This is a genomic window from Niastella populi (assembly GCF_002078015.1).
GTDB classification, from domain to species: domain Bacteria; phylum Bacteroidota; class Bacteroidia; order Chitinophagales; family Chitinophagaceae; genus Niastella; species Niastella populi.
In genome coordinates this window covers 75,851-93,355 of record NZ_LWBP01000190.1, presented here as the reverse complement: position 1 = coordinate 93,355, position 17,505 = coordinate 75,851, and the positions used below count along the sequence as shown (strand labels likewise).

General features: G+C 47.2%; 8 protein-coding genes, 1 tRNA gene and 1 pseudogene. 4 read left to right on the top strand and 6 right to left on the bottom strand.

Annotated features, from left to right (window positions below; translation table 11 throughout):
- Nucleotides 1-80: 80 nt before the first annotated feature.
- From A4R26_RS19510 to A4R26_RS19500, 3 genes are all read right to left on the bottom strand, one after another.
- Nucleotides 81-2,561 carry a TonB-dependent receptor gene (locus tag A4R26_RS19510; protein ID WP_081166898.1) on the bottom strand — a complete coding sequence of 827 codons (2,481 nt, stop codon included), beginning with the start codon at nucleotides 2,559-2,561 and terminating at the stop codon, nucleotides 81-83.
- A gap of 175 nt (nucleotides 2,562-2,736) precedes the next feature.
- Entirely contained in the window at nucleotides 2,737-3,645 is a 909-nt protein-coding gene (locus A4R26_RS19505) for a DMT family transporter (protein ID WP_081166895.1), read from the bottom strand.
- A 252-nt stretch (nucleotides 3,646-3,897) separates the two neighbouring features.
- On the bottom strand, nucleotides 3,898-9,201 hold the full coding sequence (locus A4R26_RS19500) for a S8 family serine peptidase (protein WP_081166892.1): 5,304 nt from the start codon (nucleotides 9,199-9,201) through the stop codon (nucleotides 3,898-3,900).
- Nucleotides 9,202-9,505: 304 nt separating this feature from the next.
- Between A4R26_RS19500 and A4R26_RS19495 the strand changes: the two are divergent.
- Nucleotides 9,506-9,787, top strand: a pseudogene (locus A4R26_RS19495) (ArsR/SmtB family transcription factor); the annotation flags it as partial.
- A gap of 199 nt (nucleotides 9,788-9,986) precedes the next feature.
- On the opposite strand, the gene tig reads toward A4R26_RS19495, so the two are convergent.
- The 3 genes from tig to A4R26_RS19475 form a co-directional block, all read right to left on the bottom strand.
- Nucleotides 9,987-11,366, bottom strand: a complete 1,380-nt coding sequence (tig, locus tag A4R26_RS19490) for a trigger factor (RefSeq protein WP_081166884.1) — start codon at nucleotides 11,364-11,366, stop codon at nucleotides 9,987-9,989.
- Nucleotides 11,367-11,444: 78 nt separating this feature from the next.
- The gene (locus A4R26_RS19485; RefSeq protein ID WP_081166881.1) at nucleotides 11,445-12,266 is read right to left on the bottom strand and encodes a universal stress protein; all 822 of its coding nucleotides are present in this window, start codon (nucleotides 12,264-12,266) and stop codon (nucleotides 11,445-11,447) included.
- A gap of 579 nt (nucleotides 12,267-12,845) precedes the next feature.
- Nucleotides 12,846-12,930, bottom strand: a tRNA-Leu gene (locus A4R26_RS19475).
- Between the two features lie 160 nt (nucleotides 12,931-13,090).
- On the opposite strand from A4R26_RS19475, the gene A4R26_RS19470 reads away from it, so the two are divergent.
- From A4R26_RS19470 to A4R26_RS35055, 3 genes are all read left to right on the top strand, one after another.
- Complete coding sequence (locus A4R26_RS19470; protein WP_081166874.1) at nucleotides 13,091-15,322, top strand: RelA/SpoT family protein; 2,232 nt, start codon at nucleotides 13,091-13,093, stop codon at nucleotides 15,320-15,322.
- 330 nt (nucleotides 15,323-15,652) lie between these two features.
- Nucleotides 15,653-16,918 (top strand): adenylosuccinate synthase, encoded by a 1,266-nt coding sequence (locus A4R26_RS19465; RefSeq protein WP_081166870.1) that lies wholly within the window; start codon nucleotides 15,653-15,655, stop codon nucleotides 16,916-16,918.
- A 96-nt stretch (nucleotides 16,919-17,014) separates the two neighbouring features.
- Nucleotides 17,015-17,485, top strand: coding sequence for a hypothetical protein (locus tag A4R26_RS35055; RefSeq protein ID WP_165760342.1), 471 nt, complete (start codon nucleotides 17,015-17,017; stop codon nucleotides 17,483-17,485).
- The last annotated feature ends 20 nt before the right edge of the window (nucleotides 17,486-17,505 follow it).

Sequence of the window (17,505 nt, the reverse complement as noted above, 5' to 3'; positions counted from 1 at the left end):
CACTCATGTAAAGAACTTTTACGGATCCGGATCAAAGGTGCGGAACGCCGGCTAAGCGGTTGTGCTTACGACAATTACGCTTAAAACGTATAAGCTACCGTTGCCAGCCAGTTCCGGGGTGCGCCGGGAAACAGCCGTAAATAATCGTACCCGCCTACCCAATACGTTTTATCCAACACATTGTTCAGGTTGAACTGGATTTGGAACTTATCGATCTTATAGTACAGGGCTGCATTCAGCAGTTCGTAACCCGGAACCGTTTGCGCCTGGTTGAGCGACAGGTAACGTTTGGTTACGAAATTTCCGCCAATACCAATACCCAGGCCCTTCAGTGCATTGCCTTTGAACGTATATTTCGTCCAGAAGTTACCCATATGCCTCGGGGCATTTGGTTTTTGCTGGCCAATGAAATTTTTGTCGGTACCACCGGCTTCCTGTAGTCTGGCATCGTTATAAGCGTAGTTCAGCACTACGTTCCAGTTGTCGGTGACCTGTCCTACCACTTCAAATTCAAACCCTTTCGATTCTTCTTTACCCATCTGTATCATGCTGTCGACCGGGGCCGGAGCCGGGGCCGCATATAATGCATTGACCTGTTCTATCTGGTACACCGAAGTGGTGAGTGACAACCGTTTGTGGAACCATTCTGATTTGAAACCCACTTCATACATCTTGCTTTCCAGCGGGTCGAACGGACCGCCCGAGGTGGGGGATTGTACGGTGGCTGCCTGCGGATTGTAGCCCTGTGTATACAACGCATAGGCGTTTATATTCCGGTTAATCTCGTACACCAGGCCGAGGCGTGGCAACACAGCGGTTTGGGTAACTTTCTTTTCCCTGGCGGTTGTGTAATACGCTCTGTCAACAAACCACTCAAAACGTAAACCTAACAGGGCCTGCAACCTGCCGAACTTTATCTGGTCCTGGATATAGGCGCCATGCAGGTAGTTCAGTTTTGGCAGGGTGGCGTCGTTAACGGCCGGAAGGTATACATACTTCGTAACGTCTTCCTTTTTGTGCTCGTTAAGGGTAAGGTCGTAAGTGGTTACGTTGGGTTTGGGCCCGTAGATAACCGTGTCGGCGCCATTGTATTTGGTAGTATAACGCTGCATTACGAATTTGGCCGAGTCGGCCGCGCGGTAGCTGCCTGTTGTACCATCTTTTTTAAGATAGCCGCTGGCGGTAAGCTGTGCGGCGCCAACGGGCAGTTTGCTTTGCGCATAATCGTACCCCACAACGATCTTATGGGCAAGAACGCCTGTGTTCATGTTATGGGTGAAATATGTAGAGAGATTATCGCTGAACTCTCTTGAATCCCTGTCGAACACCTGGCGCTCTACCAGGAAGGATACATTCTCGCCCAGCGCGTTTTTCATATAGGTGTTGTTGCTTCTGTGCTCGAACAGATCCTCGGTATAGCTGGTGCGGAGGTAAGCGATATTGAATGACGTATTGCTGGTGAAATTGTGTGTCAGTGATGTGGTGATATTATACTGCTCTTCGTTCAGGTAATCGTTCACCGCATTCAGCGAAAGCGAAACAGGTGTTGAATACAGGTCATTGAAGAAGGCTGACTGGCCACGGTCGACCCGGCTGTTTGATTTGTTGTACACCAGGTCGAAGTTCAATCTTGTTTTGTCGTTTGGCAGAAAGCTGATCGATGGTGCTATTACAATGTTCTTTTCGAACTGCAGATCGCGGAACGATTGTGAATTTTCATAAGCGATGTTCAGCCGGTACAACAGGGTTTTGCTTTCGTTCATGGGGCCGGTAACATCTGCCAGCGCCCTGAAAGTATTGTAGCTGCCGGTTATGAATGAGATGGATTTCTTTGGCTGATCGAGCGGCTTCTTGGTAACCCTGTTGATGGTTCCGCCGGGTGATGCATTTCCAAAAAGAGCTGATACGGGGCCTTTGATCACTTCCACTCTTTCGAGGTAGTTTGCCGGTGGTTGTTTCCAGAAGGATGCGTTTGCCCGCAAACCATTTACCAGCATGGTGCCATTGCCGGCGAAAATGCGGAAACCTCTGATGGCAATATCGTTATTAGAGGTGAACTGGTTTACGCCGCTGAAGTTCTTTACCACATCGCCTACGCGGGCAGCGGCCTGGTCCTGCATCAGCTCTTTGGTAACGTAACTTACTGCCTGGGGAACATCTTTAAGGGGCGTAGCTGTTTTGGAACCGATGAAGGAGTTGGTATTTTTGTATCCCGATTCGCGGCGGCCGGTGATCTCAACCTGCTGCAGCTCATAGGTTGTTTCTTTCAGAATAAAATCGAGCGTTTGGTTATCGCCTGCTTCGAGGGTGATCTTTTGGGTACCCACCTCATAACCGATCAATGATGCATGAATGGTATAGGAACCCGGTTTCAGGTTTACCAGTTCATACGCACCGGTTGCCGTTGTTACGGTGCCGATCTTTTTCCCTTTGATGAATATTGAAACGGAAGTGAGTGTATCGCCTTTTTCGTTTTTGACGTTGCCTTTCAGGGTTGCCACCTGGCCAATTGCATTAAACGTAACAAGTAAAAACAGTGCGAGCGTATAAGTGCCTTTCATTTTTGCGCAAAGAATTTGCGCAAAGTTCAATTTTGGGCGGCATTTCGGCTTACGGATTTGGAAAACCTCATTTACGCAATGCGGAAATCTCCCCGCCCCCTAAAGGGGGAGAAAACAAACCCTTTGTGCATCAATCTGATAGCTATTTTGTATAGCGAATAGCAAAAGGGAAAGATCATTCCGATTTATATTTTTGCACCAGGTACAGTCCTGCTAAAGTCAATAGCATGCCGATAATGGTAAAAAGGCCGATGGGTTCCTGCACCATTACGGATGCTATGATAAAGCCGAAAACAGGGCAGAGGAACAGCCAGAAAGAGGCTTTTACCGCATTGTCTTTCAGCAGGTATAGCCATAACTGCACACCAATGATAGATACCGGAATGGCCAGCCACAGAATGGGCGCAAGCATTTGGAATCCCCATGCGTTTTTACTGCTGTCGTAGGTGGCAATGGCAAATGGTAACAGAAACAATCCGCCCAGTAAAGTTTGCCAGCCATTGATGGTGAGAATGTGCATGTTCTCCCAGTTTTGCTTCGAGAAGTAAATGATACCGGCCGAATAAATAACCATGCAGAATAGCAGCAATGCGATGCCGCCGGGGGTGGCATAACTGTTCTTAAACAAAGGCCAGGCGGCCAGCAATACACCGCCCATGCAAAGAATAAGGCTTACCACGGTAATGGTGCGTAATCGTTTACCGAAGATCAGCGCATTCATGAGGCTGAACAATACCGGGTTGGTGGCAATGGCGAGTGATCCCAAACCGGCCGATACATTTCGCATGGCCAGTACATACAGGCCCAGGTACAATGAAATGTTCAACAAACCATAGATGGCCAGTTGTTTCCATTCGTTTTTTTGCGGAAGGCGTTTGCGCAGGATGCCGTGCGAAATCAAAAGCATCAATAAACCGGCAACAAAAAATCGTACGATACAGATCACAAATGGTTGGGCTACCTGCAAACCGAATTTGGTGGCCACTGCAGCGGAGGGCCATAGTATCGAAAACCCTATCCCTGTCAAAAACCATAACCAGCCTGCCGTTTTTTGGTTGTTCGTAGAATCCCCTTGCTGCTTCAATGAATTTTTTTGGCAAAAATAGTTCTAAGCGGTGAAATGGGGGAAGTTGACGGGTTGACTTGTTGACGAGTTGACTTGTTAACGAGTTGACGAGTTGACGAGGTAACAGGTTGACAGGTTGACGAGTTGACAGGGGTTAAGAGGTCGGTATCACCTGGTTGGCAGAATGGGATATGTAAAAGAAAGGTGCCACCTTGTGAAAGTGTGGCACCTTGCATTTCTAACTTCGTATTTCTTACGTCTTAAGTTACCTTATTGAATAACTATTTTTTCTACTTTATCGCCATTGTCGGTAATAACCGTTACGAAATACATTCCTTTCTTCAATTCCCCAACTTGCAATGGGTTATGGGTGCCTTTCACATTCACGGTTTTTACCAGGCGGCCCGTTACATCGCGCAGCTCGATGCGGTTACAGTTCACTGAGGTATTGATATACACCACGCCTTTTGTTACCGGATTGGGCAGCACGCTGATGGTGAAATCGTTATCTGAATTATTTACCGAACGAACCGGCGACCAGCTGTACTTCGCATCTTTATCAACCGTTTTTATGCGATAGTAATTGATGCCGGCTGCCATTTGTTTATCGGTGAACTGGTATTTGCTTTCCGTAGTGGTATTACCGCCGGCGGTTACCGATCCTATGATCTCGTAATGTACGCCATCGGTGCTTCTTTCAATAATGAATTCAGCGGTATTGGTTTCCTGCAGGGTGGTCCAATGTAACAGGGCTGTTGCATTATTTTTTGTTACGGTGAATAAGCCCAGCACAAGTGGCAATGGCTGGTTTTGACCGGGGCCGCCGCTGTTGATCCAGAACTCGGAGAAGCTGGTTACCTGGTATTCGGCATAATAACCATTGTCGTACGGTATTATATCAACGTTAGCCGGCGTAATGAAACTAAGCAAACCGCTAACGTTGTCGGCAATAGTACCGTTCTCTTCAGCCGGTGGGCCGTTGTATTTCGTGATACCTGCCTCATATGCACCGGTAAGATTGCTGCAGGTTCCACAACTTGTTTCGTTCAACATGTTATTTACTTCGGTGTTTGTGAAGTAAAAGCGAACACTTACTGCGCCCGATGGGGCATTGGCAGGCCTGATCACAATGTTCCTGTCGAGGTAATACTGCGTACCATCATTACGAACTATAGTGGGGTTTATGTAAACGCTAACATCGGTATTGCCAAGGTTTTGTCCGTGCGGATTGATAGATGCCACCCGGTTGCCGCCTGAGTTGAAATGGATCCAGTTGTTGCCGCTCACCGTTTGCGCCAGGCCGCCGGTGATGTTGGCGCCGGTATAAATGGCTGCCTTGTCAAATACATGAATGTCATCGATGCCCACGCCTTCGTAGGTAACGCCGGGGTCGCCATACATAACGATCCTGAAGCGCACTTTGCTTGTATTCACAGGCACATCGAAGCTGCTTACATGCCAGCGGGTGTTGGAGATCTTCCAGGCCTGGTACAACGGGTTGTCGTACCAGTTGGTACCACCGCTTGTTGTGCCCAGTTTGTACCAGTTGGTGCCATCGGTGCTGTATTCGGCCCAATGGAAATCGCAGTTGCAATTATCTTCCATTCTGAAGATATGACTGAACGAAAGCACCGGTTGTGTCAATTCGCTCAGGTCGAAACAGGGTGAATACAGGTATGATAATTCATTGTTGTTGTGATTGCCTGTAAGGTTGGTAACCCAGGCGTTTGTGCCGTTGGCGGCTTTGTTGATGACAGACGCTGCCGGTGTTCCCCATTCCCAGCTGCTGTTCAGTCCGCCGGTATACCAGTTGCCTTCACTGCTTTCAAAACTTTCGAGGTACGGGTAGCTGGAAATGAGCGGGGATGTGCGGAAGCTGTTGGTAACAGTATCGTTCACCCGGTAACTGTCGGTAGCGTAATTCACCCAGGTTGCAATGGTATATTCCTTAAACGTTGCCAGGTTGGCCGTTTGTGTAAATGTATAGTTCAACACCTGGCCGGCATTTATCGATGGAATGTTTTCGGTGATGACGGTGCCGTTGTCTATCTGGTAGGAAACGGGTACGCTGGTAAGCGTTCCCGTGCTGTAATTTTTTACCTGTACCGTAATGGGCTCTGCACTGGTGAGCGCGCATACATTGGTTGGCGCCGGGTTTACCAGTTGCATCATACTTACATCATCGGTTGTGATGGTTAAGGTAATATCGTCGAAAGAATAACCATCGTCGAGGTTGCCATTAACGATCACCGAGTTGGCAGAACGGTAGCCCTGTTCACAGAATTTTACCTGGAAGCTGCTGCTTACGCTTTGTGCCGGCACCGCGTTGGCCAGTGTTTCGGTGATGTTAACCGGTGTGGCGGCACGGTACACACCGAAATCGGCTGTGTTTGTGGGCAATGTATATACAGGTATCCAGGCGCCTGTTTCACTTCCCCTGATGTACACCCGGTTGTTACCAGCAGAGAAGTCAATTCCCTGGTTCCTGAAATAGAACGACAGCCATATTTGATCGGTGGGGCTATAAGCGCCGAGGTTGAATGTGGTAATAAGGCTGTCTGTTGATATAATGCCCAGATTGGCGATCTGGTCGAGGGTGGCTGCGCGGTTGCCGGTTCGGGCAAATCCCGTATTTACGAATGTGCGTACCCGGCCGTTGGTGCTGTGTGAAAAGAAATCGGCGCGGTCGAGGCCATCGAACCCGCGGGTGCCGTTGGTATAGGCATTTGCGGCAGCGCTTTCAAAACCTTCCGTAAAGGACGGCGTTAACAGAATGGGGTCGTTCGCCAGTTGTTTTACCACTGTAACCAGGGTATCGTTGATATGTAAAGGATCGGTGGTGGCATCAACCCAGGCCTTTATGGTGTATGTGCCCGGCGCCGAAAAATCATATGTGGTGGCAAACGTATGGGTATACGTAGCGCCGGCTGCTATTGTTTGGGAAGTGGCTTCTGTTACCGGCGTTCCGTTATTTACCTGGTAAATGACATCGAACGCGCCGGAAAACGCGGTGCTTCCCATATTCTTTATAGAAACCTGCGGTGCTGTTGCGGCCAGTTGCGAGGTGGTATGCATACGGCCGGTAGCAGGGGCAACCAGCAGGCTGGTGGTAAGGTCGTTATCGAATGTTGGCGATGCGCAGGCGCCGCCCGATGGCGTAACGGATTGTGCAACGCAACGGCGCCCCGGGGTGCTGCCCATTACAGCACGCACTGCAAAGTAATAGATGCTGTCTTTATTCAACCCACCCAGCAAATAGCTGGTGCCGGGTATATTGGCAACAACACTCATATCGTTACCCTTATACATCATGACATCGTAGCTGGTAGCGCCGGTGATGGCTGCCCAACTAAGGTTCACATAACCGGCACAGGTATTGGTCAAAGTAACGGCCGGCAGGGCAAGTATAGTGAAGGTGTAATTGCTTACGTCTGTATACCCGGTACCGTTGCGGCTTACCCGAACAAGCGCTGAAACGGTGGGTGTGTTGGGGGTTGTAAAAGTATACGTTCGCAGGTTGGCGGCAACGTTGTTGGCGATAACCGTCCAGTTGCTTCCATTGTCGATGGAGTATTCAATAGTGAATGGGTTGGTATTGTCATCGGTTGCGCTCCAGCGAATGATCTCCGTTTCGCCGGGCACCCAGGTATCTTCTCCGTAAGGATAAGTTACCTGAACGGCGGGAGCAATTACCTGGTAGGCAACAACAAAATCCTGCGGGCCCTGGGGCACGGCGGCGCCCGATACCGTTACGGTAAAGTTGCCGGCCGGTGGATTGTTGATCACTACCTGCTCTATATTATTCCGGTTGTCGACACCCTCCACGGCTACGTTGTTTACGTTGCTAACCGAAGGATCGAGGATCAAAGGATTATGAACGGAGGCATCGGGTGCGGTTACGGTGAGGTTAAGGTTGTTTACAAGGGTTGTAGCTGCATAGGGCGTGCCTGCAGGGTCGTTCCAGTACAGCATGATCTTTATTTGTTTCGTGCCTGCCGGTACGCCGCTGATATTAAAGTTCTGCGAACCGCCGTTGTTTACGACGCCATTGAAATAAGTATTATTCTCGAGCGCTTCAACGGCATTAAGTGCGTTCAGGTTGCCAAAACCATAAGTGAAGTCGGGGCCGGCATTGCCAAGATCATCGGCCGTATTACAGGCTACAGCCTTTATGAGTGCCGCAGTTGGGTTGGCGCCGCCGTTTAACTGGCGGTAGCGTTCATACATCAGTCCAAGTGCGCCCGATACTGCCGGGGCCGACATACTTGTTCCCCACAGGGTAGAGTAACCGTTTACCGGCACTGAAGACGTAATGGCCGAACCGCCGGCCACGATCTCGGGTTTCAACCGGCCATCGTCTACCGGGCCGCGGCTTGAAGTGTTGAGAATGGCATAGTTGCTCAGGTTGTCGACATTGCCAACGGTAAGTACGTTCTTACCTGTTTGAAAGCCCGATTTAATGGTGGCAAATGCGCCGGGGTAGGGCGAACAGGTTAGTGCGCCGTCGTTGCCCGATGCGAACACATGCAATAAACTAAGGTCGTTGTTCATTTGCGCATCAACGTAATTGCTTAATACATCATAATCGCCCTCTCCGGCACAACCATTGGCGGCGGAGTGATAGGAGTTGTTGGTGATCACCATGTCATAATCGGCCACATAGTACGGGGTATTTACGAGAATGTCGCTGAAGTACTGGCTGATAAGCGTAGCCCGGGGGGCCATGCCTTTGATCTTCTGATTTATGATGCCGCCGCCGCCCATAGTGCCCATGGTAGCTGTGCCGTGCGCAGCGGCTGGAGCCGGGTTACGGTTGATCAGGCGGCCAGAGAGATCGAGATGAAAGTTTACATCCCCGTTATCGCCATGGCCGAGCACTACATTACTGCCCTGCAGATTGCGGCCGGCGGTAGCGGCTATTGCATTTATGGAATGCGCCGCCCGGTTGCTATAGTTAAGCGTCACCGGTTTCATTTGCTGGCTGCTGATATACGCTACGAATGGCAATGCGGCAATTTCTTCAATATCGCTTTCATTGGCGCTGATGAACACCACATGCGCCGGTTGAATTTTGGTGTCAACGATCTGTGCGCCTGCCTGCTTTAATGCTGTAATTACGGCTGTTTTATCGATGCTGCCGTAAAAGCTGACTGCAATGAGTTTATCGGGATCCTGCGAATGGGCGCTTAACTGTTGTTTAAGCGCAGGTGCAATTTTAGCTTTTGTATTCAGCGTATAAACGCCGCTGATAGTATTCCTTTTCAACTGGCCTGGTGATAACCGGTCGTTTATTTCGGCGAGAAAGGTGTTGTCGGGAATGTAATCATACAACACAATGCCTTCTTTGGCCAGCGCCTGACGTTCAGCTACATCGGGGAGTTGGTTGAATTGTATGAGTGTATAGAACTTGTTCCTGAAACGGTATTTGACCAATGAGTCGGTAAGGTGTAAGTCGTTCCGGAGATTGCTGGTTTTTGTAAGGGAACCGCTTTTTAACTGAACGGGGCGCAGGATTTCCTGTGCAGAGCCATTCAATATCACAAGCAGTGATAAAGCTAGTAAAGGGTATTTCATCTACTGGTTTTTAAGGAGGATAGTGGTTTCTGGTTCTTGATGCAATGGGCGAAAAAAGATAGTTATTATAAACGGAATAAGCAAGTGTTTATTATGGTGGAACTCATTGTGTAAGCCGCTTTCAATCAATTTGTTATGTTGTTATTTTGGAACTAGTTGCTAACCCGTTCGCAGAATACATGCTTCTTTGTAGCTTCAGCTTAATGATGCGTGGGGGATTATCCTCATTGCTAACCGGATGGTTACGCATAATTTTGCAACCGAATAGTTACAGATATGAGCGTTACGTCGTGATGTTTTTCAGGCCATTGCCGATCCCACCAGGCGGGAGATCATAGGTTTGCTGGCTAATAAAGCCCTAACCCTCAACGGGGTGGCGGAGAATTTCCCGGTTAGCCGCCCGGCCATTTCAAAACATATAAAAATTTTGACCCAGTGCGGACTGGTAGTGATCAAACAGCAGGGCCGCGAGCGGTATTGCCAGGTTGATTTCAATAAACTGAAGGAAATGAACGACTGGGTGGCCCAGTTTCATACTTTCTGGAACCAGAAGCTGGATGCGTTGGGCGGTCTTTTGGAGAGATGAGAAATGAAGAAGTATGATTCAATTAAATGGCTCGCGATTAAGGCTAAAATACTGCCGGGCCCGGGTTAAGGCCAAAGAAAAACCCGGATCGTTAACAACTAAAAGTGTCCGCGATCCGGGTTTATTATTTTAAAAAACAGCGCTTATTGCATTTTCACTTTCTCATTTTTCATTTCTCTGTTTTTCATTTCTCATTTCATTAGTGCTGATGATGCTGGTGTTTCTCAGTTTCTTTGCTGAACTCTTCAACCGTTACAGGTTTTTCGGCGGCGTTCACTTTTGTTTCGGCCAGGTCAAAAACTTTTTCGGTTTGAATGCGGTGGTAAGCATCTTCAACAAACTTGCGGTCTTTCATCATACGGGTAATGTATTCAGCGATCCAGGGTTGTTCGTCTTCCTGCATGCTCATGCCCATATAACCGAATAACTGTTGTTTGGCAAATGCTTCAATATCTTCGTTCTTTACTTCGATATTGTTTTCCCGAACCAGTTGATCGGTGATCAGGGTCCATTTCAGCTGATTTACGAAAGTAGGGAACTCATGCTCCACTTCTTCCTGTGTTTTCGGCTGCTCGCCGCCGGTTTGCATCCAGCGTTTCAGGAATGATTCAGGAAATTCGATTTTAGTATGGTCAACCAGCACGTGGTAAATTTCGTGCTGTAAGTGATTTTTCGTTTGTTTTTCCCAGTAGCCTTCGATCTCTGATTTTATTTCATTGCGGAGATCAGCTTCAGAATTGATCTCTTTTTTGGGATAAACCGCTTTGAAGAATTCTTCGTTCAGTTCTGCTTTTTCAACCAGCCCCACCTTGGTGATGGCCATGTTGAAAAATTTGGCGGCAGCAGCTTCATCGTGTTTGTCGAGTCCGAGGTCGCCCAGTACCCATTCTCTTTCTTTTTCGTCGAAGGCTTTATTCAACTGGAAGTTCAGTACATCGCCTGTTTTTTTACCGGTAAGGTTTGAACGGTATGCGGTTCCGAAATATTTTACCAGAAAGCTATTGTCTTTTTTTATACCGCCTTCGATCTCGTTGCCATTGGCATCGGTTTCAGTGAAGGTTACGTTCAACACGTTATCGTCTTCGGTTACTGCATCACGATCGGCCAGCTTGCCGTGGCGTACCTGTAAACGGTTAACTTCTTCATTGATCATTTCTTCGGTTACAGTTACCTTGTAGCGGGTCATTTTTTCTTTCGACAGGTCAGCTACCTTGAAATCAGGTTTCAGCCCAACTTCAAAATCGAACACATACTCGGCGGGGTTGTTCATGTCGAGCTTTGGGCCTTCGTTTTGAACGAGCGGTAACGGCTGGGCAAAGATCTCCAGCTTTTCGTTTTGCATATAGGTGCTCAGTTCTTTTTCTACAGTTCTGATCACCTCATCGGCAAATACCGACTGGCCATGCATTTTTTTGATCATGCCTGTAGGTACCATGCCTTTCCGGAATCCCGGTATATTGGCTTGTTTACTATAATTCTTGAGTGCTTTTTCAAATGACGGCAGATAATCTGCACCGGCTACTTTTATGGTAATCTTATCATTCAGCAGTCCGATATTCTCTCTGGTAACTGTTGCCATAGCGCTTTTTTTTAAATTGGGTTGCAAAGGTAAGGCAAACAGAGAACTCGGTCAAAACCAGTCTCAGAGTTAATTTCATTAATCTTTATCCTGTAGTATTAACAGGGGCACATGGGTTTCATAAGCCATTGCTGTTGTGTGGTTTTTCGAGAAAAGCCGTTCCAGAAAGGTATGTTTATGGGCCACCATGGCCAGCATTTCGCATTTATGTTGTTGTAAATAATGGTTAATTCCTTGATTTACAGATGGTTCTTCAGTTATCGCATATTCATGCTCAACCCCTTCAAAAATAATTTCATTACTTCTTTTACCGGTGAGTTCCTCTTCTGTGCTGCCGCCATGCGTTTGCCGGACAAACAGGATGTGTATTTTGGCCATAAGCGTTCGGGCCAGTTCTATCAGGGGATTAAAGAGCTGAATGCTGGTCTTGTAGCTGAAATCGCTGGCGTAGGTGATATTTTTTATAGGGGTATAGGCGGTATCGTGCGGAATTACCAGTACGGGGGTTTGTACTTTCCGGGCCACGTTGGTGGTAGTGCTGCCTATGATCTTATCGATGCCGCCGGCGCCCTTCATGCCCATAACGATAAGGTCGATCTCCCTTTCTTTATTCAGGTTTTTTATTTCATCGGAGGCAATGCCAATGCGCACCAGCCATTCTATTTCCCGGCCGTACTGGTTGTGCAGCCAGGTTGCCTCTTTCCTGATCAGGTCCTCGTTCTCCTTTTGCAGGTTATCGACGGTTATCATGGCGTAGGGTACTTCGCTGATGGGGGTAGGCAGCATATAAGCATGAAAAAGCAGCAACCGGCTGTTGAACAGCTTTGCCAGTTCTGCTGCATACATAGAGGCGTTGCGGGAGGCGGGTGAAAAATCGACCGGTACAAGAATGGTATTCATATAAGTAATAGTTAATGCCTTATAAAGTTAACAAGTTTGGTAAAGCGGGGCATAATAAACATCAGCAGGTATTATGACAATTGTTAGGCCAGGGCGGGGAAGGCCAGGTTTTCGCCGGTTCACCGGAGATTTTTGCCCTGTTGGCGACTATAAATGTTCAAGCCATATGAGCAGCCGATGCAAAAAAATAACTGAGGCTTTATCATCATCATTTTCCATTTGTTTTCGTTTTTTTGGCAGCACATAGCCGGTTCGTTCTGGGATACTGGAAAATAAAAAGAAAAGATAATGTGTTGAATACAGCCGGTAGGTCGAAGGGTATAAAAAATCCTGAACCGCTCCGGGGCCAGGGTGTTTGTAATTCCGGAAGTACTGTTTGCAATTTTAAATGCCCGTTTATAATTACAAATGGCTGTTTAAAATTACGGATACATAACATAATATGTGTTTTACAACAGTTTATGGCGTTTAGCAGGCTGCCACACAAGACTTAGGCATTAAACAGCATGTTTTCGTGCCTTTTTGGGGGGTATGACAAAAAAAATGCGGATCACCGTTGCAGATGACCCGCTCTGAAGATGGTGCGCATGGAGGGACTCGAACCCCCACACCTCGCGGCATCAGATCCTAAGTCTGACGTGTCTACCAATTTCACCACATGCGCTTTTTTAGTTTATCGTTCCTGGTTCATAGCGCCCGGTCTTTGGGATTACCGAAAATAGCCGGAAATCAGGCGTTTAGGACAACTTAAAACGTAGAACTTAAAACTTACAACCGTGTTTGGGGTTGCAAACATAGGGCATTTTTACGTAAATTCGTTAACTATGGATTCTGTTGCCGTGATACCGAAATATAATTTGAATGAAGAGCAGGAAAAAAAGCTGATACTCCGTGAATACCGGGCTTTGTTACGGGTACTAAAACCCAAACTGAAACCCGGGGATAAAGAATTGCTCCGCCGTGCCTTTGAAATGAGCGCCGATGCGCATAAGACCATGCGGCGGAAGAGCGGCGAACCCTACATTCTTCACCCCCTGGCCGTTGCCCGCATATGCGTGGAGGAAATAGGCCTCGGCGTTCGTTCTACTATTTGTTCCCTTTTACACGATACGGTTGAAGATACCGATGTTACCCTCGAAGATATTGAGCGGGAATTCGGTACTGAAATAGCCCGAATTGTCGACGGGTTAACGAAGATCTCCAATATCATTGACGTCAACGCATCGGCGCAGGCGGAGAATTTCAAAAAGATCTTACTCACCCTCACCGATGACCCCCGCGTTATATTAATTAAACTGGCCGACAGGTTGCACAACATGCGTACCCTCGACAGTATGAAGCGGGAAAAACAATTGAAGATCGCTTCCGAAACGGTATATGTATATGCGCCGCTTTCGCACCGGATGGGTTTATATACCATCAAAACCGAGTTGGAAGACCTGGCCATGAAATACCTTGAGCCGGAAGCCTACCGGGAAATTGCCCGCAAACTGGCCGAAACAAAAAGGGAACGGTCGAGGTACATCAATGAGTTTATAAAACCTATCAAAGAAAAGCTCGATAAAACCGGGTATGAATTCGATATTCATGGCCGGCCCAAAAGCATACACTCCATCTGGAACAAGATGAAAAAGAAAGGGGTGGCTTTTGAAGAAGTGTATGACCTGTTCGCCATTAGGGTTATTTTAAATATTCCGCTCGAACAGGAGAAAGAAGGCTGCTGGAAGGTATATTCAGTGATCACCGATGAATATACGCCTTCGCCCGAGCGTTTGCGCGACTGGCTGAGCAATCCGAAATCGAACGGTTATGAGGCCCTTCATACCACTGTAATGGGGCCGCAGGGTAAATGGGTTGAAGTGCAGGTGCGTACCCGCCGGATGAATGAGATCGCCGAAAAAGGGTTGGCCGCACACTGGAAATATAAAGAAGGAACTGCAGATGAAAGCCGGTTCGATAAATGGTTCCAGCAGATCCGCGAAGTGCTCAATACGCAGGACAGCGATTCCATCGATTTCCTGCACGATTTCAAAACCAGTTTCCTCGCCGAGGAAATATATGTTTACACGCCCAAGGGCGATGTAAAAATGCTGCCGATAAACAGTACGGCACTCGATTTTGCCTTTGCCATTCACAGCGCCGTAGGGTCGAAATGTATTGGCGCCAAAATAAATCACAAGCTGGTGCCCATCAGCCATAAGCTGCGCAGCGGCGACCAGGTGGAGATCATTACCAGCGCCAAGCAAAAACCCAATGAAGACTGGCTGAATATCGTGGTTACGGCCAAGGCAAAAAGTAAGATCAAGGATGCATTAAAAGAAGAAAAAAGAAAGGTGGCCGATGAAGGAAAGTATGTGTTGCAACGGAAGATGGAGCATATGGGCGCTGCCTTCAACCAGCATAATGTTGATATCCTCGCTTCATTTTATAAATTACAGTCGCCGCTCGACCTGTATTACCAGATCTCGGTGAAGACCATCGACCTGAAAGAACTGAGCGAGTTTCATGTACTGGGCGATAAGCTGGAACCACCCAAGCCGGCAAAGCCCGAAATAAAACATGATCCTGTTCACAGTCTGCCGAATAAAAAAGACGCAGAACTGATCATATTTGGCGAAAGCAGCGACAAGATCGTATATACGCTGGCCAATTGTTGTAAACCTATTCCCGGAGATGATGTGTTTGGGTTTGTAAGCACCGGGAAGGGATTGACCATACACAGAACCAATTGCCCCAATGCAACCCGCCTGCTCAGTAATTACGGGCACCGGGTGGTAAAAACCAAATGGGCTAAAAATAAAGAGATCTCGTTCCTTACCGGTTTGAAGATAGTGGGGCTCGATGATGTGGGTGTTATTCACAAGATCACCAATCTGATCTCAGGTGAAATGAAGATCAATATCAATGCCATGACCATTGAAGCCCGGGAAGGATTGTTCCACGGCAATATCAGGGTGTATGTGCACGATAAGGAAGAACTGGATGAACTGGTGAACCGGTTGAAGAAACTGCCCGGAATTGAAACGGTTGACCGGTACGATACGGAACAACTGTAGTTAATGTGATAATGGGATAATTCGATAATGGGGTAATGTGCTAATTTCAATTATCAAAAATTACGTGGTTAAAATCATATATTCTTAAAAAACAGCACGCCGGAGCGCATTCTATTGGAAATTTATTAAAATTCGACCGCTTAAATCATAAACAGTAAATCGCAAACAGCATCCGGGGCTGTTGAGTGCCATACATTGTTATCGTGGTTCTTAAGATTTGGTTCCGGAGATTTGTTTCAGAGATATTGGTTCTTGAGATTGGTTGTTGGGATTTGGTTTTCAAGTCCTATTTTTGCCCCCGTTTGCTACAAATTATTCAAATATTTAATAATGGTTGATGTTTTATTAGGTCTTCAATGGGGCGATGAAGGCAAAGGCAAGATCGTGGACTATTTTGCTCCCAACTACGATCTCATTGCCCGTTTTCAGGGCGGTCCCAATGCAGGCCATACGTTATATGTAAACGATAAAAAGGTCGTTCTGCATCAGATTCCTTCGGGGATCTTTCATGAGAACACCATTAACCTCATTGGTAACGGGGTTGTATTGGACCCGGTTACTTTAAGAAGGGAATGCGAAACGGTTAAGGCGTTTGGCATCGATTACCGTAAGAATTTATTTATTTCAGAAAGAACACACCTGATACTGCCAACGCACCGCGCGCTGGATAAGGCTTCTGAATTATCTAAAGGAAACGATAAGATCGGTTCTACCCTCAAAGGTATTGGACCGGCTTATATGGATAAAACAGGCCGTAACGGTTTAAGGGTAGGTGATCTGTTAGATAAAAGCTTTACCACGCAATACATCCGTTTGCGCCTGAAGCACCAGAAATTGCTCGATAGTCTTAACTTCCACGAAGATATTTCTGCCTGGGAAGAAGAGTTCTTTGAAGCGCTCGAGTTCATGAAGGAATTCAAGATCGTGAATGGCGAATACTTCATCAATGAAAAAATAAGAGAAGGCAAAAAGGTTTTGGCCGAAGGTGCGCAGGGCAGTATGCTCGATGTTGACTTTGGTACTTTCCCGTTTGTAACTTCCTCAAATACCATTTCTGCCGGTGTTTGTACCGGTTTAGGCGTTGCGCCGCAAAAGATCCGTGAAGTGATCGGTGTTACCAAGGCCTATTGCACAAGAGTAGGAAGCGGTCCGTTCCCAACGGAGTTACACGATGAAACCGGAGAAGAGCTGCGCCGTATCGGTAATGAGTTTGGCGCTACTACAGGCCGCCCCAGACGCTGTGGCTGGATTGACCTGGTAGCCCTGAATTTCGCGTGTATGGTAAACGGCGTAACAAAGCTGGTTATGACCAAAGCCGACGTTCTGGATGCCTTTGACGAATTGAAGGTATGTACGTCTTACATGGTAGGTGACAAAAAAACAATGGCTATTCCTTTCCAGATGACAAGATTGGCAATAACACCCGAACTGAAAAGTTTCAAAGGCTGGAAAACGGCTACAGACAGCTTTAGATCGGCCGGTGAATTGCCTGCAACCATGAAGGAATATGTATCGTTTATAAATACATATTTGGGTGTGAATATAAATTATATTTCCAATGGTCCGGGACGTGAACAATTGATAGAAATTCAGTAGTTTTCACTTCGGATTTATTGATTGAAAAATTGTTTTTAAAAAATTTGGCGAATTAAAAACTTCGCCGAAATTTTACACACATAATCTTACCAGACAATGGCAGCAAAATCTGACAAGGAAAAAAAGACCGGCGGAGACTCTGCACCAAAGTCTTCTAAGGAAACTCCGAAGAAAGCCTCATCAAAACCAAAGAAAGAAGAAGATGAGGATGATGAAGACTTGGAAGATGAAGAGTTAGAAACGCCGAAGGCCGCTAAGAAAAGCGGTAAAGCTTCTTCTAAGAAATCTGATGAAGAGGGTGATGACGATGACGACGATGAGGATCTTGATGATGAAGTGGATGATTGGGATAAGCCCGAAGAGGATGATGACTGGGATCCTGACTTTGAAGAATTCGATTTACCCAAATCAAAAGGAAAGAAAGCCAGCAGCGGCGGAACCGGTGGTGGTGGTGGTGGTAAAAAAGGAAAAGGCGACGATGACGATGATCTCGGCATTGACGATGAATTCAAAGACCTTGACCTTTTCAACGACCGCGGCTTCGACGATGATGAGGAGGACTTTTAGTGGTTACTTCTATTACTGCT

Coding starts and splice junctions, on each gene's coding strand:
- A4R26_RS19510 (WP_081166898.1), bottom strand. CDS start 2,561: ATGAAAGGCACTTATACGCTCGCACTGTTTTTACTTGTTACGTTTAAT.
- A4R26_RS19500 (WP_081166892.1), bottom strand. CDS start 9,201: ATGAAATACCCTTTACTAGCTTTATCACTGCTTGTGATATTGAATGGC.
- tig (WP_081166884.1), bottom strand. CDS start 11,366: ATGGCAACAGTTACCAGAGAGAATATCGGACTGCTGAATGATAAGATT.
- A4R26_RS19485 (WP_081166881.1), bottom strand. CDS start 12,266: ATGAATACCATTCTTGTACCGGTCGATTTTTCACCCGCCTCCCGCAAC.
- A4R26_RS19470 (WP_081166874.1), top strand. CDS start 13,091: ATGGATTCTGTTGCCGTGATACCGAAATATAATTTGAATGAAGAGCAG.
- A4R26_RS19465 (WP_081166870.1), top strand. CDS start 15,653: ATGGTTGATGTTTTATTAGGTCTTCAATGGGGCGATGAAGGCAAAGGC.
- A4R26_RS35055 (WP_165760342.1), top strand. CDS start 17,015: ATGGCAGCAAAATCTGACAAGGAAAAAAAGACCGGCGGAGACTCTGCA.